The sequence below is a fragment of the Elioraea tepida genome (genome assembly GCF_019203965.1).
Classification (GTDB): Bacteria; Pseudomonadota; Alphaproteobacteria; order Acetobacterales; family Acetobacteraceae; genus Elioraea_A; species Elioraea_A tepida.
In genome coordinates, this window is sequence record NZ_CP076448.1 from 840,641 (window position 1) to 866,098 (window position 25,458).

The 25,458-nt window shown below is 69.6% G+C and carries 23 protein-coding genes and 3 pseudogenes; 10 read left to right on the forward strand and 16 right to left on the reverse strand.

The window, feature by feature from the left end; all coding sequences use genetic code 11:
• Positions 1 to 42 precede the first annotated feature (42 nt).
• From dgcN to hydA, 4 genes are read left to right on the forward strand one after another with little or no spacing between them, the layout of a single operon-like run.
• Positions 43 to 1,050: an N-acetyltransferase DgcN gene (gene dgcN, locus KO353_RS04020; protein WP_328774500.1), complete on the forward strand. Its 1,008-nt coding sequence runs from the start codon at positions 43 to 45 to the stop codon at positions 1,048 to 1,050.
• 4 nt (positions 1,051 to 1,054) lie between these two features.
• Positions 1,055 to 2,041 (forward strand): N-acetyl-D-Glu racemase DgcA, encoded by a 987-nt coding sequence (dgcA, locus tag KO353_RS04025; RefSeq protein ID WP_218286467.1) that lies wholly within the window; start codon positions 1,055 to 1,057, stop codon positions 2,039 to 2,041.
• Between the two features lie 36 nt (positions 2,042 to 2,077).
• Positions 2,078 to 3,247, forward strand: a complete 1,170-nt coding sequence (locus KO353_RS04030) for a pyridoxal-phosphate-dependent aminotransferase family protein (protein ID WP_218287253.1) — start codon at positions 2,078 to 2,080, stop codon at positions 3,245 to 3,247.
• Positions 3,231 to 4,712, forward strand: coding sequence for a dihydropyrimidinase (gene hydA, locus KO353_RS04035; protein ID WP_235692019.1), 1,482 nt, complete (start codon positions 3,231 to 3,233; stop codon positions 4,710 to 4,712). Before KO353_RS04030 ends, hydA begins: the two co-directional genes overlap by 17 nt.
• A gap of 7 nt (positions 4,713 to 4,719) precedes the next feature.
• Here hydA and KO353_RS04040 read toward each other — a convergent pair whose 3' ends face one another.
• From KO353_RS04040 to KO353_RS04095, 12 genes and pseudogenes are all read right to left on the reverse strand, one after another.
• Positions 4,720 to 5,118, reverse strand: coding sequence for a HupE/UreJ family protein (locus KO353_RS04040; protein ID WP_218286468.1), 399 nt, complete (start codon positions 5,116 to 5,118; stop codon positions 4,720 to 4,722).
• A gap of 52 nt (positions 5,119 to 5,170) precedes the next feature.
• Positions 5,171 to 5,323 (reverse strand): annotated as a pseudogene (locus KO353_RS16990) (HupE/UreJ family protein); the annotation flags it as partial.
• Position 5,324: 1 nt separating this feature from the next.
• The gene (gene ureG, locus KO353_RS04050) at positions 5,325 to 5,945 is read right to left on the reverse strand and encodes an urease accessory protein UreG (protein WP_218286469.1); all 621 of its coding nucleotides are present in this window, start codon (positions 5,943 to 5,945) and stop codon (positions 5,325 to 5,327) included.
• Complete coding sequence (locus KO353_RS04055) at positions 5,942 to 6,637, reverse strand: urease accessory protein UreF (protein ID WP_218286470.1); 696 nt, start codon at positions 6,635 to 6,637, stop codon at positions 5,942 to 5,944. Before KO353_RS04055 ends, ureG begins: the two co-directional genes overlap by 4 nt.
• A complete protein-coding gene (gene ureE, locus KO353_RS04060) occupies positions 6,621 to 7,148 on the reverse strand; it encodes an urease accessory protein UreE (protein ID WP_218287255.1) in 528 nt (175 codons plus the stop codon). Before ureE ends, KO353_RS04055 begins: the two co-directional genes overlap by 17 nt.
• Before the next feature lie 18 nt (positions 7,149 to 7,166).
• Positions 7,167 to 8,876 (reverse strand): urease subunit alpha, encoded by a 1,710-nt coding sequence (ureC, locus tag KO353_RS04065; protein WP_218286471.1) that lies wholly within the window; start codon positions 8,874 to 8,876, stop codon positions 7,167 to 7,169.
• Positions 8,877 to 8,888: 12 nt separating this feature from the next.
• The gene (locus tag KO353_RS04070; protein ID WP_218286472.1) at positions 8,889 to 9,203 is read right to left on the reverse strand and encodes an urease subunit beta; all 315 of its coding nucleotides are present in this window, start codon (positions 9,201 to 9,203) and stop codon (positions 8,889 to 8,891) included.
• Between the two features lie 11 nt (positions 9,204 to 9,214).
• Positions 9,215 to 9,517: an urease subunit gamma gene (locus KO353_RS04075; RefSeq protein ID WP_218286473.1), complete on the reverse strand. Its 303-nt coding sequence runs from the start codon at positions 9,515 to 9,517 to the stop codon at positions 9,215 to 9,217.
• A gap of 10 nt (positions 9,518 to 9,527) precedes the next feature.
• Positions 9,528 to 10,199: an urease accessory protein UreD gene (locus KO353_RS04080; protein WP_218286474.1), complete on the reverse strand. Its 672-nt coding sequence runs from the start codon at positions 10,197 to 10,199 to the stop codon at positions 9,528 to 9,530.
• A 401-nt stretch (positions 10,200 to 10,600) separates the two neighbouring features.
• Complete coding sequence (locus KO353_RS04085) at positions 10,601 to 12,370, reverse strand: hydantoinase B/oxoprolinase family protein (protein WP_218286475.1); 1,770 nt, start codon at positions 12,368 to 12,370, stop codon at positions 10,601 to 10,603.
• 12 nt (positions 12,371 to 12,382) lie between these two features.
• Entirely contained in the window at positions 12,383 to 14,449 is a 2,067-nt protein-coding gene (locus KO353_RS04090) for a hydantoinase/oxoprolinase family protein (RefSeq protein ID WP_218286476.1), read from the reverse strand.
• A 10-nt stretch (positions 14,450 to 14,459) separates the two neighbouring features.
• Positions 14,460 to 15,377, reverse strand: a complete 918-nt coding sequence (locus KO353_RS04095) for a polysaccharide deacetylase family protein (RefSeq protein WP_218286477.1) — start codon at positions 15,375 to 15,377, stop codon at positions 14,460 to 14,462.
• Positions 15,378 to 15,576: 199 nt separating this feature from the next.
• Between KO353_RS04095 and KO353_RS16995 the strand changes: the two are divergent.
• The 6 genes and pseudogenes from KO353_RS16995 to KO353_RS04125 form a co-directional block, all read left to right on the forward strand.
• Positions 15,577 to 16,176, forward strand: a pseudogene (locus KO353_RS16995) (hydantoinase/oxoprolinase N-terminal domain-containing protein); the annotation flags it as partial.
• 91 nt (positions 16,177 to 16,267) lie between these two features.
• Positions 16,268 to 17,830, forward strand: coding sequence for a hydantoinase/oxoprolinase family protein (locus KO353_RS04105; RefSeq protein WP_218286478.1), 1,563 nt, complete (start codon positions 16,268 to 16,270; stop codon positions 17,828 to 17,830).
• A gap of 34 nt (positions 17,831 to 17,864) precedes the next feature.
• Positions 17,865 to 19,658 (forward strand): annotated as a pseudogene (locus tag KO353_RS04110) (hydantoinase B/oxoprolinase family protein).
• Positions 19,648 to 19,845: a 2-oxoglutarate and iron-dependent oxygenase domain-containing protein gene (locus tag KO353_RS04120; protein ID WP_218286481.1), complete on the forward strand. Its 198-nt coding sequence runs from the start codon at positions 19,648 to 19,650 to the stop codon at positions 19,843 to 19,845. The pseudogene KO353_RS04110 and the gene KO353_RS04120 overlap by 11 nt, the downstream one beginning before the upstream one ends.
• Positions 19,846 to 19,914: 69 nt before the next feature.
• Positions 19,915 to 20,046: a hypothetical protein gene (locus tag KO353_RS16655; protein WP_268906209.1), complete on the forward strand. Its 132-nt coding sequence runs from the start codon at positions 19,915 to 19,917 to the stop codon at positions 20,044 to 20,046.
• A 75-nt stretch (positions 20,047 to 20,121) separates the two neighbouring features.
• The gene (locus tag KO353_RS04125) at positions 20,122 to 20,643 is read left to right on the forward strand and encodes an isopenicillin N synthase family dioxygenase (protein ID WP_218286482.1); all 522 of its coding nucleotides are present in this window, start codon (positions 20,122 to 20,124) and stop codon (positions 20,641 to 20,643) included.
• 18 nt (positions 20,644 to 20,661) lie between these two features.
• Here KO353_RS04125 and KO353_RS04130 read toward each other — a convergent pair whose 3' ends face one another.
• From KO353_RS04130 to KO353_RS04145, 4 genes are all read right to left on the reverse strand, one after another.
• Positions 20,662 to 21,396, reverse strand: coding sequence for an ABC transporter ATP-binding protein (locus KO353_RS04130; RefSeq protein WP_235692021.1), 735 nt, complete (start codon positions 21,394 to 21,396; stop codon positions 20,662 to 20,664).
• Between the two features lie 10 nt (positions 21,397 to 21,406).
• Positions 21,407 to 23,248 carry a branched-chain amino acid ABC transporter ATP-binding protein/permease gene (locus tag KO353_RS04135; RefSeq protein WP_218286483.1) on the reverse strand — a complete coding sequence of 614 codons (1,842 nt, stop codon included), beginning with the start codon at positions 23,246 to 23,248 and terminating at the stop codon, positions 21,407 to 21,409.
• The gene (locus tag KO353_RS04140) at positions 23,248 to 24,123 is read right to left on the reverse strand and encodes a branched-chain amino acid ABC transporter permease (protein WP_218286484.1); all 876 of its coding nucleotides are present in this window, start codon (positions 24,121 to 24,123) and stop codon (positions 23,248 to 23,250) included. The genes KO353_RS04135 and KO353_RS04140 overlap by 1 nt, the downstream gene beginning before the upstream one ends.
• A gap of 65 nt (positions 24,124 to 24,188) precedes the next feature.
• Positions 24,189 to 25,409: an ABC transporter substrate-binding protein gene (locus tag KO353_RS04145; protein WP_218286485.1), complete on the reverse strand. Its 1,221-nt coding sequence runs from the start codon at positions 25,407 to 25,409 to the stop codon at positions 24,189 to 24,191.
• Between the last annotated feature and the right edge of the window lie 49 nt (positions 25,410 to 25,458).

Genomic DNA, 25,458 nt, shown 5'->3' on the forward strand with positions numbered 1-25,458 from the left:
CAGCGTCTAGCCTCCCGGCCGGTCGAATGCTGGAGGTTCCGCGTGCTGCAGATCCGCACTCCCTATCTGATCTTCCTCGGCGATGCGCATGACCAGCTCGCGGCCAAGACCGGGGTGGCGATCGCCGAATGGCGTCGCGAGCTGTGCGTGGGCCAGCTCCGCCTGCCCGGATGCCAGGCCGATGCCGGGCTTCCCGACCTGACGCTCGAAGAGGCGGCCGCGGCGGGCGCGAAGACATTCCTGATCGGCACGACGACGCGCGGCGGGCGGATCAACGAGGCCTGGCAGCAGCTGATGCTGCGCGCGCTCGAGCTCGGCCTCGACATCGCCTCCGGACTACATGACCGGGTGGCCGACCTTCCGGCCGTGCGCGAGGCGGCCTCGCTGTTCCACCGCGCCATCCACGACGTGCGCACGCCGCACGGCCCCTTTCCCGTCGGCACCGGGCTTCGCCGCCCGGGCAAGCGCGTGCTCACCGTCGGCACCGACTGCTCGATCGGCAAGATGTACACAGCACTTGCGCTCGAGCGCGAGATGAAGGCAGCCGGCATGGCGGCCACCTTCCGCGCCACGGGCCAGACCGGGATCCTGATCGCCGGCTCCGGCATCCCGCTCGATGCGGTGGTGGCGGACTTCATCGCCGGCGCGGTCGAGACGCTCTGCCCGGCCAATGACCCCGACCACTGGGATGTCATCGAGGGCCAGGCAACCGTGCTTCACCCGTCCTATGCGGGCGTGACGGTCGGCCTCGTGATGGGCGCTCAGCCCGACGCGATGGTGATGGTGCACGACCCCACCAGGCCGACCATGCGCGGCCTCGGCGACCGGCCGGTTCCCGGCATCGCCGAGACGATCGAGGCGCATGAGGCCTGCGCGCGCGTCACCAACCCGAGGGCGAAGGTGGTCGGCATCAGCCTCAACACCTCGCGCCTGGACGAGGCCGCGGCGATGGCGGAGATCGCGCGCACGGCGGACCGTTTCGGTCTGCCGACGATCGACCCGGCCCGCACCGGCTGCGGCCCGATCGTCTCCGTCCTGAAGGGGATGTGACGGCGTGCCCAGGCTTCTGACGGTGCGCGAGGAGGTGTTCCCGATCCGCGGCACCTTCCGCATCAGCCGCGGCGCGCGCACCGAGGCGCGCATTCTCGTGTGCGAGATCGCCGACGGCGACGTGGTCGGGCGCGGCGAGTGCACGCCCTATGCCCGCTATGGCGAAACGGTCGACGAGGTCGCCCGCGCCATCGCCGCGATCGGCCCTGCGATCGCGGGCGGGCTCGAGCGGGAGGGCCTGCAGCGGGCAATGCGCCCGGGCGCGGCCCGGAATGCCGTCGACTGCGCGCTTTGGGACCTCGAGGCGAAACAGGCAGGACGGCGCGTGTGGGAGCTCGCCGGCCTGCCCGAACCCGAACCGGTGACGACCGCCTTCACCCTCTCGGTCGATACGCCCGAGGCGATGGGCCGCGCGGCCGCCGAAGCGGCCGACCGGCCGCTTCTCAAGCTGAAACTCACCGGGGACGAAGAAGATGCCGACCGAGTCGCCGCCGTGCGCGCCAACGCGCCCAAGGCACGGATCATCGTCGATGCGAATGAGGCGCTGACCCTGGAGGCGGCGGTCGCGCTCGCGCCCGCGCTGGCGGAGGCCGGTGTGGAGCTCCTGGAGCAGCCGCTCCACGCCGAAGCAGACGAGGCGCTGCGCGGCGTCCCGTTCCCGCTGCCGCTCGGCGCCGACGAGAGCTGCCACGACACCGCAACGCTGCCACGCCTCGTCGGCCTCTACCAGGTGATCAACATCAAGCTCGACAAGACGGGCGGGCTGACGGAGGCGCTGCGGCTCCGCGCAGCGGCGGAGGCGGCGGGCTTGCGCGTCATGGTCGGCTGCATGCTCGCCTCATCGCTCGCGATGGCGCCGGCGCATCTCGTCGCGCAAGGCGCGGCGTTCGTCGACATCGACGGCCCGCTTCTTCTCGCGCGCGACCGAAGCCCGGGCCTGCGCTACGAGAGGAGCCTCGTCCACCCGCCCGAACCGGGGCTCTGGGGCTGATCGATCCCGAACCGATCCGGAGACGAACCCTTGTCAGTGACGCCGCGCGGCCGAACCTTCTTCGCCAACCCAGGCCCCACCAACATCCCCGACAGCATCCTCCGCGCGATCGACCGCCCCTCGCAGGACTTCATGGAGGAGAGCTTCATCGCCCTGTTCGAGGACTGCGTGCGCAGGCTCAAGCGGGTGATCGGCACGGACGGCCACGTCTTCATGTATGCCGCCTCCGGGCACGGTGCGTGGGAAGCGAGCCTCGTCAACCTGTTCTCGCCGGGCGACACGCTTCTGATGCTCGAGAGCGGCTATTTCAGCGAGAGCTGGACGGAGATGGCGCGGAAGTTCGGCCTCGAAGTCGTCATTGTCCCGGCGGAGTGGCGCCGCGGCGCGCAGATCGAGGCGGTGAAGGCGGCGCTTGCCGCCGACACGGCGCATCGGTTCAAGGCGGTGTGCACCGTCCATAACGAGACCTCGACCGGCGTCACCCTGCCGATCCGCGAGGTTCGCGCCGCGCTCGACGAGACGGGCCACCCCGCCCTGTTGCTCTCCGACACGATCTCCTCTCTCGCCTCCCTCCCCTATGCGATGGACGCGTGGGGGATCGACCTCACGGTCGGCGGAAGCCAGAAGGGGCTGATGCTGCCGACCGGGATCAGCTTCACCGCCGTCAGCGAGAAGGCGATGGCGGCGCACCGCGTCGCGCGGCTGCCGCGGCACTATCTTGACTGGTCTGTGATGCTCGGCCGCAGGCACCGAAGCTTCGTCGGCACCATCCCTACACAGATGTTCCATGGCCTCGCCGAGGCGCTGCGGCTCATCGAGGGGGAGGGGCTCGAGGCCGTCTGGGCGCGCCACCGACGCCTCGCCGGAGCGGTCCGTGCCGCCGTGCGCGTCTGGTCCGGCAATCAGGGGCCCGAGCTCTTCTGCATCGATCCGGAACGATGTTCCGACAGCGTCACAGCGGTCCTGATGCCCGAAGGTCATGACGCGGAAGCGGTGCGGCGCGCGGCCTTCGGCCGCTACAACGTGTCGCTCGGCGGGGGCCTGGGCAGGCTTGGGGGGCGGGTGTTCCGCATCGGCCATCTTGGCGACCTCAACGAGCCGATGATCCTCGGCACGCTCGCCGCCGTGGAGATGAGTCTCGCCGATGCCGGCGTGCCGCATGGCCGTGGCGGTGTGGCGGCAGCGATGGATGCGCTCTCTCTCTGAGAGCGGGCGGGAAGGAGCGGCGGTGATGGCGGAGTTCGATCTCGTGGTTCGCGGCGGCACGGTGGTGACGGCCACCGACACGATGCGCGCCGATGTCGGCATACGCGCAGGAAAAGTGGCGGCGCTCGCCGACAACCTGCCGCCCGAGGGGCGGGTGATCGACGCGGGCGGGCTGCTCGTTCTGCCCGGTGGCGTGGACACGCACTGCCACATCGAGCAGCTCGAGCCGAACGGCACCGTGCACGAGGACAGTTTCGTCACGGCCTCGGCCTCCGCCTTCGCAGGTGGCACCACCAGCGTCATCTGCTTCGCAAGCCAGTTCAAAGGCCGCCCGATCGGCCCGACCCTCGACGACTACCGCCGGCGCGCCCGGGCGTCGATGCTCGACTACGCACTGCACCAGATCATCACCGACCCGACCGACGAGGTGGTCGAGAAGGAGCTGCCCGCGGTCGTCGCCTCCGGTATCCGCAGCTTCAAGGTGTTCATGACCTACGACCCGCTGCACGTCGATGACCGGCAGATGCTGCGCGTGCTTGCGGCAGCGAAACGGCTTGGCGCGATGGTCGCGGTGCACTGCGAGAACTATGCGGCGATCGGATTTATGACGGAGGCGCTGCTCCGTGCCGGGCTCACGGCGCCGAAGTACCATGCCTGGTCGCGCCCGCCCGTGGTCGAGCGCGAGGCGACCTATCGCGCCATCGCGCTCGCTGAGCTGGTCGACACGCCGATCCAGGTGTTCCACGTCTCCTGCGCCGAGGTTGCGGAGGAGATCGCCCGCGCCCAGGGGCGCGGGCTCAAGGTGTGGGGAGAGACCTGCCCGCAATACCTCACCCTCACCGCCGCCGACATGGACCGACCCGGCTTCGAGGGCGCCAAGTTCATGTGCAGCCCGTCTCCGCGCGACGCGGCCGAGCACGAGCGGATGTGGGGCATGATCCGCCGCGGCGTGCTTGACGTGATCAGCTCCGACCATTGCGGCTACAGCTATGAGGGCACGTCAGGTAAGAGCCAGAACGGGCGCGATGTTCCATTCCGCGACATCCCGAACGGCATCCCGGGCCTCGCCGCGCGGCTGCCGATCGTGTTCAGCGAAGGTGTCGCGAAGGGGCGGATCAGCGTGAACGCCTTCGTCGCGCTGACCGCCACCAACCCGGCGCGCCTCTATGGTCTTGCCGGCAAGGGAACGATCGCAATCGGGGCGGATGCCGATCTCGTGCTGTGGGATCCTGCGCGCAAGGTGACGCTCACCAACGCGCTGATGCACCATGCGATCGACTACACGCCTTACGAGGGCATGGAGGTCACCGGCTGGCCGGTGCTCGCGATCCGCCGCGGCGAGGTGGTGATGCGCAACGGAACGGTGCAGGCAGAGCCGGGAAGCGGCCGGTTCCTGCCGCGCGGGCCTTACGCGCTCGCCACCCCGCGCGGCGTGGTCGCCAACGGGTTCGACCCGGCCGCCTGAGCGCGGCTCACCCGGCGAGCGTGCCCGCGAGCAGCACGAGGCCGAACGAGGCGAGCGCCCCGCCGGCGACCCTCGATGCCTTCCGCGCACCGAACGCCGCGAGCGCCGACGCGAGCGCGAGCCCAAGGCCGTGCAGAAGCGTGGTTCCCGCAACGAACCCGGCCGCATAGCCGCTGCGAAAGGAGTCGCCCGGCATCTCGGCCCCGTGCGCATAGCCATGGGTGAGGCCGAAGGCGGCGATGAGAAGCGCCCCAACCGCGACCGCCGGCGACCAGCCCGCGGCGATCGCCCCGCCGAGCACCAGCACGCTTGCCGCGATCGCCGTCTCGACGGCCGGGAACGCGACACATGACCAGCCAGCCGCCGCGCCGAAGACCATCGCGGCGACGAAGCTCGCCGGCCACAAGCCAGCGCGGCGCTCCGCCGACCAGCCCCGCCCAGAGCCCCACCGCGAGCATCGCTTCGAGATGATCGAACCCGCCGATCGGGTGCATCAGCCCGGACGCGAGACCGCCGAGCTCCTGCCCGGTATGGGCGAGCGCCGGCGTGGCGGCGAGCACAGCCGTGAGCGTTACCGGAACACTCCTTGTCCGCATCCTTCTCTCCCTCATCTCAGGCCGCAAGCCCGCCTTCCGTCTCGATGAAGCGCGCCACCTCCTCCACCCCCTCGCCGGCACGGATGTTGGTGAACACGAAGGGCCGGTCACCCCGCATCCGCCGCGCGTCGCGCTCCATCACTTCGAGCGAAGCGCCGACGTAAGGCGCGAGGTCGATCTTGTTGATCACAAGCAGATCCGAGCGCGTGATCCCTGGCCCCCCCTTGCGGGGGATCTTGTCGCCGGCGGAGACGTCGATCACGTAGATCGTGAGATCGGCGAGTTCGGGGTTGAACGTCGCGGCGAGATTGTCTCCGCCGCTCTCGATCAGGATCAGCTCGAGCCCGGGGAAGCGACGCGTCATCTCGGCCACCCCCGCGAGGTTGATCGAGGCGTCCTCGCGGATCGCCGTGTGCGGGCAGCCGCCGGTCTCGATGCCGAGGATCCGTTCGGGGGGAAGCGACCCCGCGCGCGTCAGAAACTCGGCATCCTCCTTGGTGTAGATGTCGTTCGTGATCGCCGCGATGTCGTAGACGCCGCGGAAGCGCCTGCAGAGCGCATCCATCAGCGCTGTCTTGCCGGTGCCGACCGGCCCGCCGACGCCGACGCGGAGGGCACCTGTGCGTGATCGTGTCATGTCCGGAACAGCCTCGTGTACTGGGTCTCGTGCGCCATCGCGGCGATGTCGGAACGGAACGCCGCGCCGCCGACGGCGTTAAGCGGAGCGGCGGCAGCGGCCTCGGCGACCGCGTGGACAAGCGGCTCGAGCGCGGCAAGGACACGCAGGGCGTCGCTCTGTCCGAGCGGGACGAGCCGGACGGCCGCCGAGACGACCATGCCGGCGAAGGCCTGAAGATGGGCGACCAAGGCGGTCCGAAGCGGAATGCCTGCGGCGCCGCAGGCGGCGCCGAATGCTACGGCGTAGGGAAGACGGTCGCCCTGCGGCAGAGCGGCCGCGAGCGCCGGCCAGCCGGCCGCGAGCGCGCGGGCGAACGCCGCCCCTTGGGCGAGCATCTCGACCTCGCGCTCGTGCGAGGCGGCGAAGGCCGAGGCCTGCTCGGCGAGGTCGGAGAGACTGGCACGATCTGCTGCCACGGCGGCGCGGTGGGCATGGGCGAGGAACACCGAGTCCGTCCATCCGGCGCCGGCCGTGAGAAGCGCATCGACCCAGTCGGTGAGGCTGGCCGGATCGGACACGTCGCCCGCCTCGACCGACCATTCGAGCCCGTGCGAATTCGAGAAGGAGCCCACCGGAAAGGCGGGAGAGCACCACAGGAGAAGGCGCCACAGCGGCGCGCTCTCAACCATGCGCTCAGGCGCCGCGGTCATGGTCACCGGCAAGCACGATCGGAACCGTCGCCTGCTCATCATCGTGACGATCGTCGTCGTGATGATGGTGATGGTGGTGACCCCCGGCATACGCACCGGCTTCCGGATCGATTGGTGCGGAGATCGCGGTGACGCTCCCGCCGAGCCCGCGCACCATCTCGGCGATCACATGGTCCTCACGGATCCGAAGCCGGTCGCCGCAGAGCTGGGTCGGCAGGTGGCGATTGCCGAGATGCCAGGCGATCCGCACGAGAGCGGCCGGATCGGGCGCAGAGATCTCGAAGAGCGGCTCGGAAGCGGAACGGACGCAGATGCGCGCGCCGTCCTCGCAGAGCAGCGCATCGCCCTCGCGAAGCCGATGTGCACGCGGCAGGTCGAGCAGCACGGAGGCGCCGCCAGAGGTGGTGAGGCGAATACGGCGACGGTGCCGACGGTCATGGTCGAGCACCACGGTGTCGTCGGCCTCGCCCTGCCATGTGCCCGCGAGCAGGACCTCGGTCGCGCGACGCATCGGCGTCACGGTCACCGCTCAGTAGAGGAAATAGCGCTGCGCCATTGGCAGCACTGCCGCCGGCTCGCAGGTGAGCAGAACGTCGTCCGCCCGGACCTCGTAGGTCTCGGGGTCAACCTCGATGTTAGGGGTGGCGTCGTTCAGAACCATGCTGCGCTTGCCGATGCCGCCGCGCGTGTTCTCGACCGCAACGAGCATGCGCCTCAGCCCGAGCGTCGCCCCGACATCGTCCTCCATCGCCGCGTTGGAGAGGAAGGTGATGCAGTGCGACCCGATGGCGCGGCCGAAGGCGGCGAACATCGGCCGGTCATGCACCGGCTGCGGGGTCGGGATCGAAGCGTTTGGGTCTCCCATCGCCGCGCGGATGATCGAGCCGCCCTTGATGACGAGATCCGGCTTTACGGCGAAGAAGGCCGGGTTCCAGAGGCAGAGATCGGCGAGCTTGCCGACCTCGACCGAACCGACGACATGGGAGATGCCTTGGGCGATCGCGGGGTTGATCGTCACCTTGGCGATGTAGCGGCGCACGCGGAGATTGTCGTTGTCTCCCGTCTCCTCGGGAAGCCTGCCGCGCTGGAGCTTCATCTTGTGCGCGGTCTGGAAGGTGCGGATCAGCACCTCTCCGACCCGCCCCATGGCCTGGCTGTCGGAGGAGATGATCGAGAACGCGCCTATGTCGTGCAGGATGTCCTCGGCCGCGATCGTCTCGCGCCGGATGCGGCTCTCGGCGAAGGCCACATCCTCGGGGATGTTGGCGTCGAGGTGGTGGCACACCATCAGCATGTCGAGATGCTCGTCGATGGTGTTCACGGTGAAGGGACGCGTCGGGTTGGTGCTCGAGGGGATGACCTTCGGCAGCCCGGCCACACGGATGATGTCCGGCGCGTGCCCCCCGCCCGCGCCCTCGGTATGGAAGGCGTGGATGGTGCGGCCCTTGAACGCGGCGATGGTGTCCTCGACGAACCCGCTCTCGTTCAACGTGTCGGTGTGGATCATCACCTGGACGTCGTGACGATCGGCGACCTCGAGACAGCAGTCGATCGCCGCGGGTGTCGAGCCCCAGTCCTCATGCAGCTTGAGACAGGAGGCGCCGGCGCGGATCATCTCCTCGAGCGCGGCCGGACGGGAGGCGTTGCCCTTGCCGGCGAAGCCGAGATTCACCGGCAGGCCTTCCGCGGCCTCGAGCATGCGTGAGATGTGCCACGGCCCGGGCGTGCAGGTTGTCGCAGCGGTGCCGGTGGCCGGGCCCGTTCCGCCCCCGATCATCGTGGTGATGCCCGAGGCGATCGCGTCTTCCACCTGCTGGGGGCAGATGTAGTGGATGTGGCAGTCGATGCCGCCGGCCGTCAGGATCTTGCCTTCGCCCGCGATCACCTCCGTTCCGGGGCCGATCACGATGGTCACACCGGGCTGGATGTCGGGGTTCCCTGCCTTGCCGATCGCGGCGATCCGGCCGTCGCGCAAGCCCACATCCGCCTTCGCGATGCCCCAGTGGTCGATGATCAGCGCGTTGGTGATCACCGTATCGACCGCGCCCTCGGAGCGGCTCGCCTGGCTCTGGCCCATGCCGTCGCGAATCACCTTGCCGCCGCCGAACTTCACCTCCTCGCCGTAGAGCGTGAAATCCTGCTCCACCTCGACGATCAGGTCGGTGTCGGCGAGGCGAACGCGGTCGCCCACCGTCGGGCCGAACATGTCCGCATAGGCCGCCCGGGTGATTCGCGCCATCGTCTACCTCCCTCAGCCCTGGTCGAGCGGCCCCATGACGCTCTGGCGGAAGCCGATCACCCGTCGCGCCCCGCGATAGGGGATGAGCGTCACCTCGCGGCTCTGGCCGGGCTCGAAACGAACTGCCGTGCCCGAGGCGATGTCGAGGCGCTTGCCGAGAGCGGCGGCGCGATCGAAGGCGAGCGCCGGGTTGGTCTCGGCGAAGTGGTAATGGCTGCCGACCTGAACCGGCCGGTCGCCGGTGTTCGCGACCGTGAGCGTGGTGCGCGGCAGCCCGGCGTTCAGCTCGATCTCGCCGTCAGCCGGAATGATCTCGCCCGGGATCATCGCGCGCGCCTTCAGCGGATCGGCTGGTGGACGGTGACGAGCTTCGTCCCGTCCGGGAAGGTCGCCTCCACCTGCACGTCATGGATCATCTCCGCAACTCCGTCCATCACCTGGTCGCGCGACAGCACCGTCGCACCGGCTGCCATCAGGTCGGCGACCGACCGTCCGTCCCGCGCTCCTTCGAGCACGAAATCGGTAATCAGGGCGACCGCCTCCGGATGGTTGAGCTTGACCCCACGCTCGAGCCTTCGCCGCGCCACCATGGCGGCGACGGAGATCAGCAGCTTGTCCTTCTCGCGAGGCGACAGATTCATCGGTTGATCCTCAACAAAGCCAGACCCGAGGAACGGGACGATCCTGCCTCAGCGCTGCGAGTGCCGCCAAGAGCGCGCAGCGAAGGGACGCGCCATCGCGGGCGACGATCCTTCCGATGGTGAGCTCCTCGCGAAGCGACGCCCCTGCTTCGGCACCGGAAAGGCCGGCGAATGCGCGGCGAAGCCGATCCCGCGCCGCCTCTCCGCCAGGCCCAGCGCGGAGGACGGTGGCCACCGCCGCCGCGCCGGCGGCGACCGCCGGTCGTGCGAGCAGGCCTGCGATGTCGCCCTCGAGTCGTATCGCTTCTGCGTGCACCAGCCTGCCCGCACGTCTGATCTCGATACGGTCACGCAGCATCCCCCGGCGGAGCGTCTCGCCACGCGCGGTGCGGCCGAACACCAGGGCCTCGACCGCAAGGAACGAGGCGCCTTCGGCAAGCGTGACGGAGAGGCTGCGATCAAGACACGCGCCGTCGAACAGGATCGTCTCCTGCGGCAGCCACTCGGCGATTGCCCCCTCTTCGATGTCGAGCCGCGTGCGAACCAAGGCTGCCGCCTCGCCCGGGCGGGCGCGGTAGAGGCGCTCGGCGGCCGAACTGCACACCGTGGCCGCAGCATCACGCTCCCACGCGACCGATGTCGCGAGCCGGTCGCCCGAGGCGATGCCACCCGCCGTGTTCATCGTCACCGCTCCCGTGAAGGCGCCGCGCTCGGGGCGGGGAAGGCGCGCCCGCAGGCACCCCGACTGCTCGAACCGGCCAATCACGGTCCGGCCGCCGCGAACCCGGAACGACAGAGCGAGCCGACCTTCGGCCCTGGCAATCGGGGCAAGGCTAGCGCGAGTGACGCCGTCCGCCATCCGCTGCGTCGAACGGTTCGAGCTGCCCCGCGGGAACGACCCCGCCTCGGTGACTTATCGCCATCGGCCGACCACACTGCCCTACGGACCGCGCTGTCCGCATCCGGCAGCAGCATGGCCGTCTCGCCGCCTCCACGCAATCGGCCAAGCCGGGCAAACTCACCCCGCGGCAGTTGCAGAAGGCGGCTGCGGGGCTCGCCGGCACCTCGGCCGTCCGCCGCCGGCTACGAACGTCGCAACGCCTCCGTCGCGGCGCGGTCGACCGCTCCGGTCTCGGTCAGCACGACACCGAACCGTTCCCGCGCCGTGAGCGCCGAGATCAGCCCGTCGGCGACATCCTCCGCCACCCGCTCCGGCTCCCGCCGCTTCGGCGGGCCGTATCCCCCCCCGGCAGGTCCTTCGCAGATGAAGAGGTCACCCGAACGCACGGCCATGTGCGGCACCTTGGACGGGAGCTCCTCCCGCGTGCCATCGGCGCGCAAGATCTCGAGCCGAGCCGTCTCCCCATCCTCGCCGCCGGCGAAGCCCCAAGGGCGGAATCGATGCCCCTCGCCCTCGACCGAGGCGCCGCCATCCGTCAGGAACCGGAAGGCGCGGACCGAGCCGAGGCCGCCGCGGAACATTCCGGCCCCGACCTTGTCCTCCCGGAGCTCGTAGCGCTCGACGCGAAGCGGCAGGTGCGTCTCGATGTCCTCGATCGGGTTGTTGCGCGTGTTGGCGTAAAGCGTGTCCACCGCGTCCATGCCGTCGGCATCGGCACGGCCGCCGTAGGCCCCCTCGAAGATCTCCATGTGCACCCAGTGCTTCTCTCCGCGAAGCCCGGAGAAGGCGATCACCTTGAGGTTGCCGATCCCGGCAGAGACCTGCCCAGGCACGGCCTGGGCAAGCGCCTTCATCACCGTGTCGGCGAGCTGGTTACCGGGGCAGAAGCGGGCGATGGTGGGCGCGGGGAAGGTGGGGTTCGCGAGGCACCCTTTCGGCGCGACGATGGTGATCGGCCGCGTCAGCCCCTCGTTGACCGGAATGTGGCCGTGCACGGCCGTATCGAGCAGAACTGAGCGGATGGTGAGCCAGATCGCCACATCGACCGTTCCGACGAGCGGCATGTTGATCGGCCGGTCGGGAACCTGCGGGGCGGTGCCAGTGAGATCGACGATGAGCTCGTCGCCGCGTTTCGTTACGGTCGCGACAATCGGAAGCTCGCGTCGGGACGGATCGGGGTCGTCAAGATAGCCGTCGATGAAGGTCTCGGCACGCCATGAGCCCTCGGGCAGGCGCGCGATCGCCTGGCGCATCATCCGCTCCGCCTGGTCCATCAGGGCCGCCGACGCCGCCCGGAAGGCCGGAAGTCCGATCCGCTCGACGAGCGCGGCCATACGCTCGGCACCGATCCGGCTCGCCGCGACCTGCGCCTCCATGTCGCCGACCACGAGGTCCGAGGCGCGGATATTGTCGCGCAGAATCTGCCACACCGCCTCGTTCCGTACCCCTTCCGAATAGACCTTGATGGCGCGGAACTGCAGGCCCTCGGCATAGGCGTCGATCGCATCCACGATGCCGCAGGAGCCGGGCGTCAGCGCGCCGATGTCGAGGTGATGCGCCGTCGTCGCGGAGAAGCCGACGAGCTCGCCGCGGTGGAACACCGGAACGATGAAGGCGACATCCGGGCCGTGGCTCGCGCCTCCATAGGGGTCATTGTGCATGATCACGTCGCCGGGGCGAACCGTGTCGCCGCGCGCGGCGAGCGTCTTCAGCACGTGTTTGACGTAGCCCGGGATCGGCCCCGACTGCAGCGGCGTGGACTGCGCGCTTTCCGCAAGCCCCCTGCCCTGCTCGTCCACAAGCGCGGCGCCGAAATCCTCCGACTCGCGGATGATGGAGGAATAGGCCATCCGCATCAGCTTGTAGCCGACCTCGACGGCGATGTTCTCGAGCGCACCTTGCACCACCGCGACCGTGATCGGGTCGACCGTCACCGGAACGGGTGCATCCATCGCGCCTCTCCCTCAGAGCGTGATCAGAAGGTTGCCGCCAGCATCGGCGACCAGCGTGCACCCTGGCGGGACGACCGTCGTCGTGTCCGTCTGCACCACGATCGCGGGCCCGGCGATCGGCTCGCCGAGCGGCAGGCGTTCGCGCGCGAACACCGCCGTCGCGACCCGCTGAGGCGCGCCGTCGACGGCGAAGACCGCCTCTGTCATCCGCACCATCGCTTCCCCGAGCGACCGGCTGGGGAACGGCTTCGGCGGCGATGGTTTCGGCCGCTCACCGATGCCGACGACGCGAAGGTTCACGATCTCGACCAGCGCCTCGGGGAAGGCGTGCCCATACTCGGCGCGGTGCGCGGCGTGGAAGCGCGCGATCGCTCTCTCGATCAGGCCCCCGTCCACCGTGCCCGGCTCGACCGGCACGCGGAGTTCGTACCCCTGGCCGGCATAGCGCATGTCGGCCGCCCGCTCGAGCCGTGCCGCGCGCGGGTCGATCCCGTCGGCGGAGAGGCGCGACGCGATCTCCGCCTCCATCCCGGCGAAGTCGTCGGCGATGCGGGCGAGATCGAGCCCGTTCGAAGCCTGGAACGCGGTGCGCAGCGCGTCGTATTTCAGGTCCGAGGTCAGTAGCCCCATCGCCGAGGTGATGCCCGGGTGCGGCGGCACCACCACCTCGCGGATGCCGAGCTCGCGCGCCACGTCCGCCCCGTGCAGCGGCCCCGCCCCGCCGAAGGCGACCAGGGCATAGCCGCGCGGATCGATTCCCTTCTGTACCGTTCGCGAGCGGATCGCGTTCGCCATGTTCGCGTTCACGACGGTCAGCACCCCGAGTGCCGCCGCCTCGCGCGAGAGCCCCAAGCCCGCCGCGAGCGCGTCGATCACGGCTTCGGCGGCCGCGACATCGAGCGCCATCGCCCCGCCGAGGAAGTTCTCGGGGATCAGTCGGCCAAGAACGACATGCGCGTCCGTCACCGTCGGCGCAGTGCCGCCGCGCCCATAGGCAGCGGGGCCTGGCCGCGCCCCGGCCGATTGCGGCCCGACACGGAAGGCACCGCCCTCGTCGACGCGTGCGATCGAGCCGCCGCCCGCGCCGATCGTGTGGATGTCGATCATCGGCGTCAGAAGCGGGAAGCCGGCGATCCAGGTGTCGCGTGCGGTGGCCTCCGAGAACGCGCCCTCCGTCACGATACCGATGTCGGCCGAGGTGCCGCCGACATCGAAGGTGATGAGGTTGCGACGCCCCGAGAGCCCGCCTGCCCAGGCGCCGCCGAGCACCCCGGCTGCCGGGCCGGAGAGCATGGTCACCACCGGGCGTTCGGCCACGGACGCGGTCGTCACCACGCCGCCGTTCGAGGCCATGATGTGGAGATCGGCCGCAAGCCCGGCGTCGGCGAGCCTGCCTTCGAGCCGGGCCACGTAGTCGCGCACCTTGGGCCCGACGAAGGCGTTCATCGCCGCGGTGGTGAAGCGCTCGAATTCGCGGAACTGCGGCGCGACATCTGAGGAGAGGGTGACGAAGGCCTCGGGGTGCTCCTCGAGAACGATCTCGCGCGCCCGCCGCTCGTGCACGGGGTTGAGGTAGGAGAACAGGAAGCCGATGGCGATCGAGCTGATGCCGGCGGCCTTGAGCGCCCGCGCCGCCGTGCGCACCTCGTCCTCGGCGAGCGGCACGAGCACCTCCCCCTTCGGCGGGATTAGGCGCTCGGTCACCACATGGCGATGGCGTCGCTTGACGAGCGGCGTCGCCTGCCACGGGATTCGTTGTCTGATCGAATAGTGCTGCGGCCTCTGGTGGCGGCCAATGTGCAGGATGTCGCGGTAGCCGCGCGTGGTGATCAGGCCGCACTCGGCGCCGCGATGCTCGAGCGCGGCATTGGTCGCGATCGTCGTGCCGTGCAGCACATGGTCAATCGCCGAGGGCGGGAGGCCCGCGCGGGCGCAGAGCCCGAGCACGCCCTCAACCACGCCGATCGACGGATCCTCCGGCGTGGTCGACACCTTGTGGATCATGACCGCGCCCGTCTCCGTGTCGGCGAGCACGAGATCGGTGAAGGTGCCGCCGACATCGACGCCGACGAGCCTCATCGGCCGCGCCTCACGCCGCCCTTCTCGCCTTGGCCGACGGCTTCGCCGCCTTCCTGCGCGGGAAGCGGCGTCGGAAATCAGCCGCCATCTCCTCCAGCGTGACGAACCGCACGCCGGGCTGGGACAGCATGTGGCTGATCAGCCGCTCGAGCATCAACAGCACCTGCGGCCTGCCCGACACGTCGGGGTGGATCGTCATCGGCACCACGGCATAGTCGTGCTCGCGATAGACGAAGTCGAAATGATCGCGCCAGATCTCCTCGAGCGCGCGCGGGCTCACATAGCCGTGCGAGTTTGGGAACTTCTTGACGAACATCATCGGCGGCAAGTCGTCGAGATACCAGGAGGCGGGGATCTCGACGAGGTCGGTCTCGCGGCCTTTGGTGAAGGGCTTCATCCAGGTCTCGGCGGGCTGGGAGTAGTCGATCTTCGTCCAGGAATCGCCGGTGCGGACGTAATAGGGGGTGGTGTCGTGGTGCATCAGCGAGTGGTCGTACTCGATCCCCCGTTCGAGGAGGATCTCGATCGAGGTGGCGCTGACCTCCCACCACGGCGCGACATAGCCCACAGGGCAGCGCCCCCAGTGCTTCTCGATCAGGCCGATGCACTTGTCGAAGATCGCCTCCTCCTGCGCGCGTGTGAGCGCGAGCGGGTTCTCGTGGCTGTAGCCGTGCAGCCCGATCTCGTGCCCGGCCTTGGCGACCATGTCGGTCACCTCGGGGAAGCTCTCGATCGTATGGCCCGGGATGAAGAAGGACTGCTTGAGGCCGAAACGCTCGAACAACGTCAAGAGGCGCGGCATGCCGACCTCGGCCGCGAACACCCCGCGGCTGATGTCGCCTGGGCTGTCCTCGCCCATGTAGCTGCCGAGCCATCCCGCGACCGCATCGCAGTGCACGCTGAAGGCGCAGAGGATCTCCTTTGGCATCGTCTTCTCCCGTGTCGCTCCCTGGCTGTCACGCCCGGTCCGCCGGCGCATGCCGAGGTGCCGGCACCGGGAGGGCGGCGCCGCAGCGGCTAAGGTCGGCAGGCTGGCCAGAGACGGCGAAAGTTTTCAGTGCGCGGGCCGCGCCGTCGAGGCCGCCCAAGGAGGATGCGGCACGCGACGTGCGCCCCCGCTCCGCGTTATGACCGGGCATTCCCTTCCCTCCGAACCCGGGTACGCTGCGTGCGGTCCCGGGTCGGCAGCCTTCGTTGCAAACTTGGGGCCAGAGCGGTCGGGGCCGGTGAAGAGCCTGGCGCCCAAGGCCGTTTGGTCCGCGCGCGGCAGCGTGCACCTCGCGCAGGAGGGCGAGACCGTCCTGGCCTACCGGATTTCCGTCGACACGGGCGGAACCTTCACGGATGTCGTCGTGCTCGACGGCGATGGGCAGATGCACATCGGCAAGGCACTGACCATGCACGAGCGGATCTTCGACGGCATGGCGGCGGCGCTCGAGATCGTCGCCGGCGAGCTCGGCCTCTCGTCGCGCACGCTGCTTCGGCGTGCCGCGATACTGATCTACGGCACGACGCGCGCGACCAACGCGGTGGTGACGCGCCGTACCGCCCGCACCGCCTTCCTCACGACCGAAGGCTTCCGCGACACGCTGACGCTGAAGGAGGGCGGCAAGCATGGCACGCACGACGACAGCGTCGACTACCCGGACCCGTACATCCCGCGCCGCAGGACCTTCGAGATCGCGGAGCGGATCGGGGCAGGCGGCGAGGTCGTGCGGCCGATCGACCTTGCCCAGGCACGCGGCGTGGTCGAGACGCTCAAGGCGCGTGGCTTCGAGGCGGTCGCCGGTCTGCCTGCTGTGGTCGATCGCCAACCCCGTGCACGAGCTCGCCCTCGGCGCGCTGATCGAGGAGCTGATGCCGGGCGTGCCCTATACGCTCTCGCACCAGCTCATGCCGATCCTGCGCGAGTACCGGCGCGCCTCGGCCACCGCGATCGATGCCTCGCTGACGCCGCTGATTCAGGGGCATCTCAGAGGCCTCGCCGAGGATCTCGCGGCCGCCGGGTTCGCGGGCGACCTGCTCGTCTCGACCTCCGCTGGCGGCTGCCAGCATCTCGAGGAGCTGATCGCGCGCCCGATCCACACGCTCAAGTCGGGGCCGGCGATGGCGCCCGTGGCCGGGCGCTGGGTGAGTGCCGCCGAGCGCACGGGCGGCAACGTGATCGTCTGCGACACCGGCGGAACGACCTTCGATGTCGGCCTCGTCCGCGACGGCGGCCTCGTTCATACGCGCGACTCCTGGCTCGGGCCGCGCTGGCTCGGCGACATCATCGGCACCTCGACGGTCGATGTGCGGTCGATCGGCGCGGGCGGCGGGTCGATCGCCTGGCGCGATGCGGGGGGCCTGCTGCGCGTCGGCCCTCACTCGGCCGGATCGACCCCGGGGCCGGCCTGCTATGGCCGCGGCGGCACCGAGCCGACCGTGACCGATGCCGCGATGGTGCTCGGCTATATCGACCCGGCCTTCTTCAACGGCGGGCGCCTGCCGCTTGACGCGGAGGTCTCGCGGCGCGTCATCGGCCGGCTCGCCGCCGAGTTCGGCCAGGGCCTGGACGAGACGGCGGCGGCGATCCTGACCATCGCCAACGAGCTGATGATCAAGGCGATCGGCGAGATCACGGTCAATGAGGGGCTGAACCCGCGCGAGAGCGTGATCGTCGCCGGCGGCGGCGCGGCCGGGTTCAACATCATGCTGATCGCGCGCGAGCTCGGCTGCGACACCGTGATCCTGCCGCGGCTCGCCTCCGCCCTCTCCGCCTGCGGCATGCAGGTGAGCGACATCGTCTACGAGGCGACGCGAAGCCGCTTCACCGACACCACGGCCTTCGACATCGCGGGCGTGAACACGGTGCTCGGCGAGATCGAGGCCGAGCTCGAGGCGTTCCGGCGCGGCCTTCGCGGCGCCGAGGGCGCCCCGGCCCGCACCGAGCTCCTCGTCGAGGCCCGCTATCGCGCTCAGGTCTGGGAGCTCGACAGACGGCTGCCGGCGCGGCGGATCGACGGCGCGGCCGACGTCGCGGCGCTTGCCGAGGCGTTCCACCGGACGCACGAGCGCGTCTATGCCGTGCGCGACGAGGGAAGCCCCGTCGAGTTCGTGAACTGGAAGGGGCGGATTGCCATCACCGCGTTCGAGCCGCCCCCGCCGCCCTCGCTCGAGGCGACGCGGCACAAGCAAGAGCCGGCCGAGCGACGCTCCTGCTACGTCGCCGAGACCGGCCGGGTCGACACCGCGATCTTCCGCGGCGGGATGCTGCAGCCGGGAGCGGAGATCGCGGGCCCGGCGATCATCGAGGAGCCGACGACGACGATCGTCATCCCGCCCGGCTTCGCCGCACGGCTCTCGGCGGCCGGCAACTACATCCTCGACTGCGCGGCGTGAGGAGAGAGGCATGGACACGCTCGACCCGATGCTGATGTCGGTGATGGCCAACCGCCTCGACGGCATCGTGCGCGAGATGACGAACACGCTGCTGCGCGCCGCGCGTCCGGCCGTGATCTCCTCGGCGCGGGACTTCTCCTGTTGCATCGTCACCGGCGAGGACGAGCTGCTCGCCCCGGCCGAGGGCCTGCCGGTGCACATCTTCGGCTGCCACATCCAGACGGCGAATATGCGCCGCTACCATGCGGGCGACCTCCGGCGCGGCGACGCCTATCTCGATAACGATCCCTATCGAGGCAACACCCACCCGGCCGACCACACCTTCATGGTGCCGGTGTTGCACGAGGGCGAGCACCTGTTCACTGCGGTGTCGAAATGCCACATGGCAGACATCGGCAACTCGATCCCGTCGAGCTATTTCGTTCTGGCGAGGGATGTCTACCACGAGGGCGCTCTCGTCTTCCCAGCGGTGCGGATCCAGCGCGACGTCCGCACCATCGACGACATCGTCCGGATGTGCCGCGCGCGAATCCGCGTGCCCGACCAGTGGTACGGCGACTTCCTCGCGGGCCTCGGCTCGGCGCGCGTGGCGGAGCGCCGGCTCGAGGAGTTCTGCCGCAAGTACGGCACGGCGACGGTGAAGCGCTTCGTGCGGGAGTGGTTCGATTACTCCGAGCGTCGGATGATCGACAACATACGCCGTCTGCCCAAGGCGCGGCTCGTCAACCGCGGCCGGTCCGACCCGCTCGAGGGGATCCTGCCCGACGGGCTCGAGCTGACGGTGAAGATCGACATCGATCCGGACGAGGCGACGATCCATGTCGACCTCTCCGACAACCCTCCCTGCGTCGATGTCGGGCTCAACACCTCGCTCGGTGCCGCCACCTCGGCGGTGGTGGGCGCGATCTTCAACGCGCTCGAGACGGACATCCCGCGCAATGCCGGGAGCTTCCGCCGACTGAGCTTCGCCTACGCCGAGGACAGCGTTGTGGCGGCGCCGAAGTTCCCGCACTCCTGCTCGATGGCGACGACCAACGTCTCGGAACGGCTCGTCAACATCACCCAATCTGCCTTCGCGCAGCTCGGCGACGGGCACGGGCTCGCCGAGGGGGGAACCGGGCGCGGCGCCGGCATGGCGGTGATCTCGGGACGGGACGCCCGCCGTGGCGGCGCCCCCTTCGTCAACCGCATGATGCTGTCCACCAATGGCGGGCCGGCGAGCCCGGTGGCCGACGGCTGGGTGAACTACGCGATTGAGGTGATCGCGGGGCTGATGTATCGCGACAGCGTCGAGGTGGACGAGCTCAAGCATCCGATCCGCGTCCGGTCCCTCTCGCTCGTCGAGGACAGCGCCGGCGGCGGACGACGCCGCGGCGCGCCGGCGTAGAGGATCGAGCTCGAGCCGACCACCGGAGAGGTGACGGCGGTGATCTCCTGCGACGGCCAGCACGCCGCGCCGCGCGGCGTGGCCGGAGGCCATGACGGCACACCGGGCAGCACGTCGCTCATCGACGCCGATGGCCGGGAAACGCGCCTGCCGAACGTGATCCAGGTGACGCTGCGGCGGAGCGAGCGCCTGCGCGGCCGCGACAGCTCGGGCGGCGGATATGGCGACCCGCTCGACCGGGAACCGGCCCGCGTCTTGCATGACGTGCGCGTCTTGCATGACGTGCTCGAAGGATGGGAGAGCCGGGAGAAGGCCGCCCGCGTCTACGGCGTGATCCTCATGGGCGCGATCGAGGACGAGACGCTCGCGGTGGACGAGGCCGCCACGCGGGCCACCCGCGCCGCTCTCAGGCAGGCGAGGGAGGCAGCGCATGCTCCGTGACGTTCCGGTGATCGACATCGCACCGTTCCGGACCGGGGACGCGGCGGCGAAGCGGCGCGTCGCCGCCGAGGTCGGCCGCGCCGTCGATGGCATCGGCTTCCTCGTCATCACCGGCCACGGCATCGACGCGGGCTTGGTCGACGAGGTTCGGGCGGTGTCGGCGGCCTTCTTCGACCTGCCGGAGTAGGAAAAGCGCCGCGTCGCCCGGCCCGCGCCGGACATCGCGCGCGGCTATATCCCGCTCGAGGCGGAGAGCGTGGGGCGAAGCTGGGGCGACGACGTTCCGGGCGACCTCAACGAGAGCCTGATGATCGGGACCGTGGATGTCGGCACGGGCGACTACTTCACCGGACCGGCAGCGGGCAAGCACGTCCACCCGAATCTCTAGCCCGAGCGCCCGGCCGAGCTGCGCGGTCTCTACAAGGCCTATTTCCGCGCCATTGGCGACCTCGCCGCCGAGCTGATGGCGATGTTCGCGCTGGCGCTCGACCTGCCTGAGGACTTCTTCGCCGACACGATCGATCGCCACATCTCGAGGCTGCGCGTGCGAAACTATCCGGCGCCGACGGTGCCGCCGAAGCCGGGGCAGCTCAGGGCCGGGGCGCACTGCGACTACGGGTCGCTGACCATCCTCCGCACCAAGGACAAGCCGGGCGGTCTTCAGGTGATGAACACCGAGGGCGAATGGCGCGACGTGCCGATCGTGCCCGACTGCTTCATCGTCAACATCGGCGAGCTGATGGCCCGCTGGACCAACGACACCTGGAAGGCGACGCTCCACCGCGTGGTCAATCCCCCACAGGAGAAGGCGGCCATCAGCCGACGCCTCTCGCTCATCTTCTTTCACAATCCGAACTATGACGCGCCGGTCGCCGCGCTTCCGAGAACGGTGCGGCCCGGCGAGGCGCCGAAATATCCGCCGACGACGTCGGGCGAGCATCTGCGCGCGCAGTTCGTCCGAACCCAGGTCGCGCCCGCGGCGTGACGCCGCGCCCGGAGCCGCTCAGGCGGCGTCGCGGCGGCCGAGATAGGCGTCGAGGACGCGCGGGTCGGCGGCGACCTGCGCGGAAGCCCCTTCGAGGATCACGCGCCCGTTCTCCATCACATAGGTGCGGGCGGTGACGGAGAGAGCATAGCTCGCCATCTGCTCGACGAGCAGGATCGAGAGCCCCTCGCGGTTCAGCGCCGTCAGCACCGGGAAAAGCAGATCGAGGATCTTCGGCGCAAGGCCGAGCGAGAGCTCGTCGATCACCAGAAGCTTCGGCCGCGACAGCAGCCCGCGCGCGATCGCGAGCATCTGCTGCTCCCCACCCGACAGCGTGCCGGCGAGTTGGTCGATCCGCTCGGCCAGGCGCGGAAACAGGCCGAGCACCTTGTCCATGTCGGCGGCGATTCCCGGGTCATCGCGGCCGATCCGGGTATAGGAGCCGAGGATGAGGTTGTCGCGTACCGTCTGGTCGGCGAACACCATCCTGCCTTCCGGCACCATCGCAAGCCCGCGGGCGACCATCTCGTGCGATTTCCGGCCGGTGACGTCCGCCCCGTCGAAGCGGATGGTTCCGCCTGCAGGACGGACGACGCCCGCGATCGCGCGCATCAGCGAAGTCTTGCCGGCGCCGTTCGAGCCGACCACGCCGACGAACTCGCCCGCGCCCACCGTCAGGTCGACCCCGCGCACCGCCTCGATCCGCCCATAGGCGACGCGGACGCCAGAGAGAGAGAGGATCGGGGCGCTCACGGCCAGGGTCTCACGCCGGCACCGTCTGCCCAGGCAGCGTGGCGTGCCCGAAATAGGCCTCGATCACGCGCGGGTCGTTCTGGATCGCGGCGGGCGGCCCGTCGGCGATCACCTCGCCGTAGTCGAGAACGGTGACGCGGTCGGAGACGGCCATGATCATCTCCACATGATGCTCGACGAGGACGATGGTCATGCCGCGATCGGCGAGGCCGCGGATCAAGGCGACGAGGTCCTCGATCTCGCCATGCGTCAGGCCTGCGGCCGGCTCGTCGAGCAGAAGGAGCTTGGGCCGCAACGCAAGCGCCCGGGCGATCTCGAGCCGGCGCTGATGGCCGAAGGGGAGGTTGCGCGCCTCCTCGTCGGCGAAGGCGGAAAGGCCGACGAAGGCGAGCAGGCGACGCGCCTCCTCGAGCGCGGCGCGCTCCTCGCGCCGAAAGCGCGGCAGGCGCAGCACCGTCTCGAGAAAGCCCGACCGGAAATGCACGTGCTGGCCGACAAGCACGTTCTCGAGAACGGTCATCTGCCCGAACAGCTCGGTGTTCTGGAAGGTGCGCGCGATGCCGCGGCAAGCAAGCACATGCGGCGGGAGGGATCCCACACGCTCGCCGAACACACTGACCTCTCCCGATGTCGCCCGGTAGAAGCCGGAGACGACGTTGAGCAGACTCGACTTGCCAGCGCCGTTCGGCCCGATCAGCGCATGCACCGTGCGGGACCGCACATCGATGTCCACAGCGTTCACGGCCGTCAGCCCGCCGAAACGGAGAGTGAGGCCGCGCGTGATCAGCGTCGACTGCCCGCTCTCTTCGTGACGCGCCGTCACCCTCTCCATGCCCTCGACCCAGTTGGGCCAGGGGCCGGTTTCGCGCGTCGCCTCACCCGACGCGCGACCCTGCGCCAGCCGCGCGAGTGACCCGACGATGCCGCGCGGCAGGGCGAACAGGACGAGCGCGAGCAACAGCCCATAGCCGAAGGTCTGCCACTCGCCGAGCCCCTGGAGGAACTGCGTGGCCGAGAACAGGATCGACGTGCCGACGAGCGGGCCGGCGAGCGTTCCCGACCCGCCCAGGATGACCATCAGGAGAAGCTCGATCGAGGCGGTGAAGGTGAAGGTCTCGTAGTTCACGAACAGGGCGAGATTGGCGAAGAGCGCGCCACCGAGGCCCGCGAACCCTGCCGAGACGGCGAAGGCGAGCGTGCGGATGCCGACGACGTTGATCCCGAGCGCCCGGGCGGCGTTCTCGCTCTGCGCCGCCGCGCGCATCGCCCGGCCATAGCGCGACTTCACGAGCGCCGCCTGAACGCCGATCGCAGCGAGCAGGAACACGAGGATCAGGTAGTAGTAGTTGAAGCCGGTCGCCCGTGTGGCGCCGAGCCGCTCGCCGAGGATGGTCGGGCGCGGGATTCCGACGAGCCCCGAGGCCCCGCCCGTGAAGCTCACCCACTCCCTGAGCACGTTCACGAACACGAGCCCGAAGGCGATCGTGATGACGGCGAGATAGACGCCGCGCACGCGCACGGTCGGGAAGGCGAGCATCGCGCCGACAGCGGCGGGGATCAGCACCGAGAAGAGCAGCGCCGCGGCGAAGGGAAACCCGGCCCGAAGCGCAAGCAGCGCAGCGACATGCGCGCCGAGACCATAGAGCGCCGCCTGCCCGAGCGAGACGAGGCCCGCATAACCGACAAGGATATTGAGCCCGATCGCGACGATCGCGAGGATCATCCCCCGCATCACAAGCCGAAGCTCGTAGCTTGTCGGGAAGCGTTCGCCGATCACGTCGCCCACCCAGGGGAAAGCGGCGAGGGTGACGACGAGCAGAACCAGAAGCAGGACGGAGAGGCGCGGACGCATCACACCTTCCTCACCTCCGGCCGGCCGAACAGCCCTTGCGGGAACAGGAGGAGGAGAAGGATCATCAGGGTGAAGCCGATCGCATCCCGCGCTGCCGTCGACAGATAGCCTTCGATCAGCTTCTCGACCACTCCGTAGAGGATGCCGACGACCACGACGCCGCGCGCATTCGCGATCCCGGCGATGATGGCAACCATGAACCCCTTGAGCCCGACGATCACCCCCATGGTGGACGACGCCTGGATCACCGGAGCGATCAGGAACCCCGCGAAGGCACCGAGGCCTCCCGCGATCGCGAAGGCGAGCAGGGTGATGCGATCGGCATCGATGCCAACAAGGCCGGCAGCCACACGGTTGAAGGAGACCGCACGCATCGCCCTGCCGAGAACGGTTCGACGATAGAAGAACTCGAGTGCCGCCGTCACCGCAACTGCCGCCACCGGAAGCAGGAGCTCTTGCGGGTAGATGCCCGAGCCGCCGATCCGAAGCGGCTGCTCGACGAGCGGTGTCGGCAGAGGCCGGCCGAGCGGCCCGTAAGTGGCGGTGGTGGAGGACTCGATCATGATGCCGACGGCGATCGTCGTCAGCATCCAGCCGATCGCGTTCGCCTCACGATTGAACGGGCGGACGAAGGCGCGCTCGATCACCGCCCCTGCCAGCGCAGCCGCCGCGATGGCCGCCAACGCCGCAACCGGCAGCGGCAGGCCGAACTCCATGAGCACGACCGTCAGCACCCCGCCGAGCATGAACATCTCGCCGTAGGTGAAGTTCACGGCCTTCGCCGCGCTCCACATCACATAGAAGCCGAGCGCGATGAGGCCGTAGACACTGCCGGCGGACAGCCCGCTCAGCAGATACTGGACGATCGCTTCCACCCGAATTCTCCCGGCGCTGCCGGCCCCGGGCGCGTCCCCGCCCGGAGCCGGCGCCCATCATCGTGTCAGCGCGCCGCCTGGCGGAACGGCGTCTGCTCCACCGGAAGCATCGCCCCGTTGTGGAAGGCAAACAGCTTGTAGTGCTGCGGCAGGATCGCATCATGACGCTCCTGCCGCGGCTCGAAGGCGGGGCGGTAGCTCGCCACGATGCCGTCATAGTTCACGCGATACAGAGCCTGCCGGAACGCGTCGCGATCGAACCGGCCGGCGAGCTTGATCGCCTCGGCAATGATGTAGGTCGCGTCATAAGCGTTCGCCGTGCCGGAGGGGAGCGGGATGTCGGCGGGCGAGGTGATCTGCGGGAACTTCTGCATCATCCGCTGCAGCACGCCGGCAGCGCGCGGCGGCAGATCCCCCATCCAGCTGAAGGTGCCGGCGACGAGAACACCCTCGGCGAGCGGCCCTGCCGTGCGCGCAAACTGAACGCCAACCCCCCAAGCCGCGATGATCGTCGGCCGATAGCCGAGCCGGTCCATCGAGCGGACGAGGTTGGTCGCCTCGCGGTCAACCGCATAGAGGATGATCGTGTCGACGCCAGCGTCGCGCAGGCGGATCAGCTGCGCCGACATATCCTGGTCGCCGATGTTGAAGGTCTCCTTGGCGACGAGCGGCATATTGATGGCAGCCATCGCCCGCTCGACATCCGGCACAGCCCCCTGGCCCCAGGCCGTGCCCTCGTAGACGAGCGCGATCTTGCCCGATTTGGTGCGTGCTTTCGCGTGCTCGACCAGGAACGGCGCCACCCAACGGTCCTTCATCGAGACGCGGAACATCCACTTGTTGGCGTTGTTCGGGTGCTCGATCACCGCCGTGCCGGCGGAGATCACGCCCACCCAAGGAAGCTCCATCTCGGCAAGCGGGTCGCGCAAGGCGATGGCGTTCGGCGTGCGGAAGCCGCCCATCATGACGATGCAGTTGTCACGCTCGCCAATGCGGCGGGCGTTGTCCACCGCACGCGCGGGCTCGCCGACATCATCATACGCAACAAGGCGGAGTTGCTGGCCGAGCACGCCGCCCGCGGCGTTGATCTCCTCGAGCGCCGTTTCGACCGCGATCCGGATCGAGAAGCCGGTGTGCGCGAGCGGGCCGGTCAGCTCCCAGGACGCGCCGATGCAGGGCTGCGCCCGCTGTGCCGAAACGGGCAGGGCAATGGCAAGAAGAGTGGCCGCCGGAAGGAGGCCGAGCAGCAGGCGGCGACCGCCCGCGACAAACCTGCGGTGTTGCATGGCAGACTCTCCCCTCTTTGCGCCCCCGACTGGGCGCCGCATGTTCGCA

Excerpts from the sequence above, each read along its gene's own strand:
- KO353_RS04135 (WP_218286483.1), bottom strand. The coding sequence starts at position 23,248 with ATGCGTCCGCGCCTCTCCGTCCTGCTTCTGGTTCTGCTCGTCGTCACC.
- KO353_RS04145 (WP_218286485.1), bottom strand. The coding sequence starts at position 25,409 with ATGCAACACCGCAGGTTTGTCGCGGGCGGTCGCCGCCTGCTGCTCGGC.
- KO353_RS04095 (WP_218286477.1), bottom strand. The coding sequence starts at position 15,377 with ATGCCAAAGGAGATCCTCTGCGCCTTCAGCGTGCACTGCGATGCGGTC.
- KO353_RS04080 (WP_218286474.1), bottom strand. The coding sequence starts at position 10,199 with ATGAACACGGCGGGTGGCATCGCCTCGGGCGACCGGCTCGCGACATCG.
- ureG (WP_218286469.1), bottom strand. The coding sequence starts at position 5,945 with ATGACACGATCACGCACAGGTGCCCTCCGCGTCGGCGTCGGCGGGCCG.
- KO353_RS04090 (WP_218286476.1), bottom strand. The coding sequence starts at position 14,449 with ATGAGGCTCGTCGGCGTCGATGTCGGCGGCACCTTCACCGATCTCGTG.
- KO353_RS04120 (WP_218286481.1), top strand. The coding sequence starts at position 19,648 with ATGCTCCGTGACGTTCCGGTGATCGACATCGCACCGTTCCGGACCGGG.
- hydA (WP_235692019.1), top strand. The coding sequence starts at position 3,231 with ATGCGCTCTCTCTCTGAGAGCGGGCGGGAAGGAGCGGCGGTGATGGCG.
- KO353_RS04070 (WP_218286472.1), bottom strand. The coding sequence starts at position 9,203 with ATGATCCCGGGCGAGATCATTCCGGCTGACGGCGAGATCGAGCTGAAC.
- KO353_RS04075 (WP_218286473.1), bottom strand. The coding sequence starts at position 9,517 with ATGAATCTGTCGCCTCGCGAGAAGGACAAGCTGCTGATCTCCGTCGCC.
- KO353_RS04055 (WP_218286470.1), bottom strand. The coding sequence starts at position 6,637 with ATGACCGCGGCGCCTGAGCGCATGGTTGAGAGCGCGCCGCTGTGGCGC.
- KO353_RS04085 (WP_218286475.1), bottom strand. The coding sequence starts at position 12,370 with ATGGATGCACCCGTTCCGGTGACGGTCGACCCGATCACGGTCGCGGTG.
- ureE (WP_218287255.1), bottom strand. The coding sequence starts at position 7,148 with ATGCGTCGCGCGACCGAGGTCCTGCTCGCGGGCACATGGCAGGGCGAG.
- KO353_RS04125 (WP_218286482.1), top strand. The coding sequence starts at position 20,122 with ATGGCGATGTTCGCGCTGGCGCTCGACCTGCCTGAGGACTTCTTCGCC.
- ureC (WP_218286471.1), bottom strand. The coding sequence starts at position 8,876 with ATGGCGCGAATCACCCGGGCGGCCTATGCGGACATGTTCGGCCCGACG.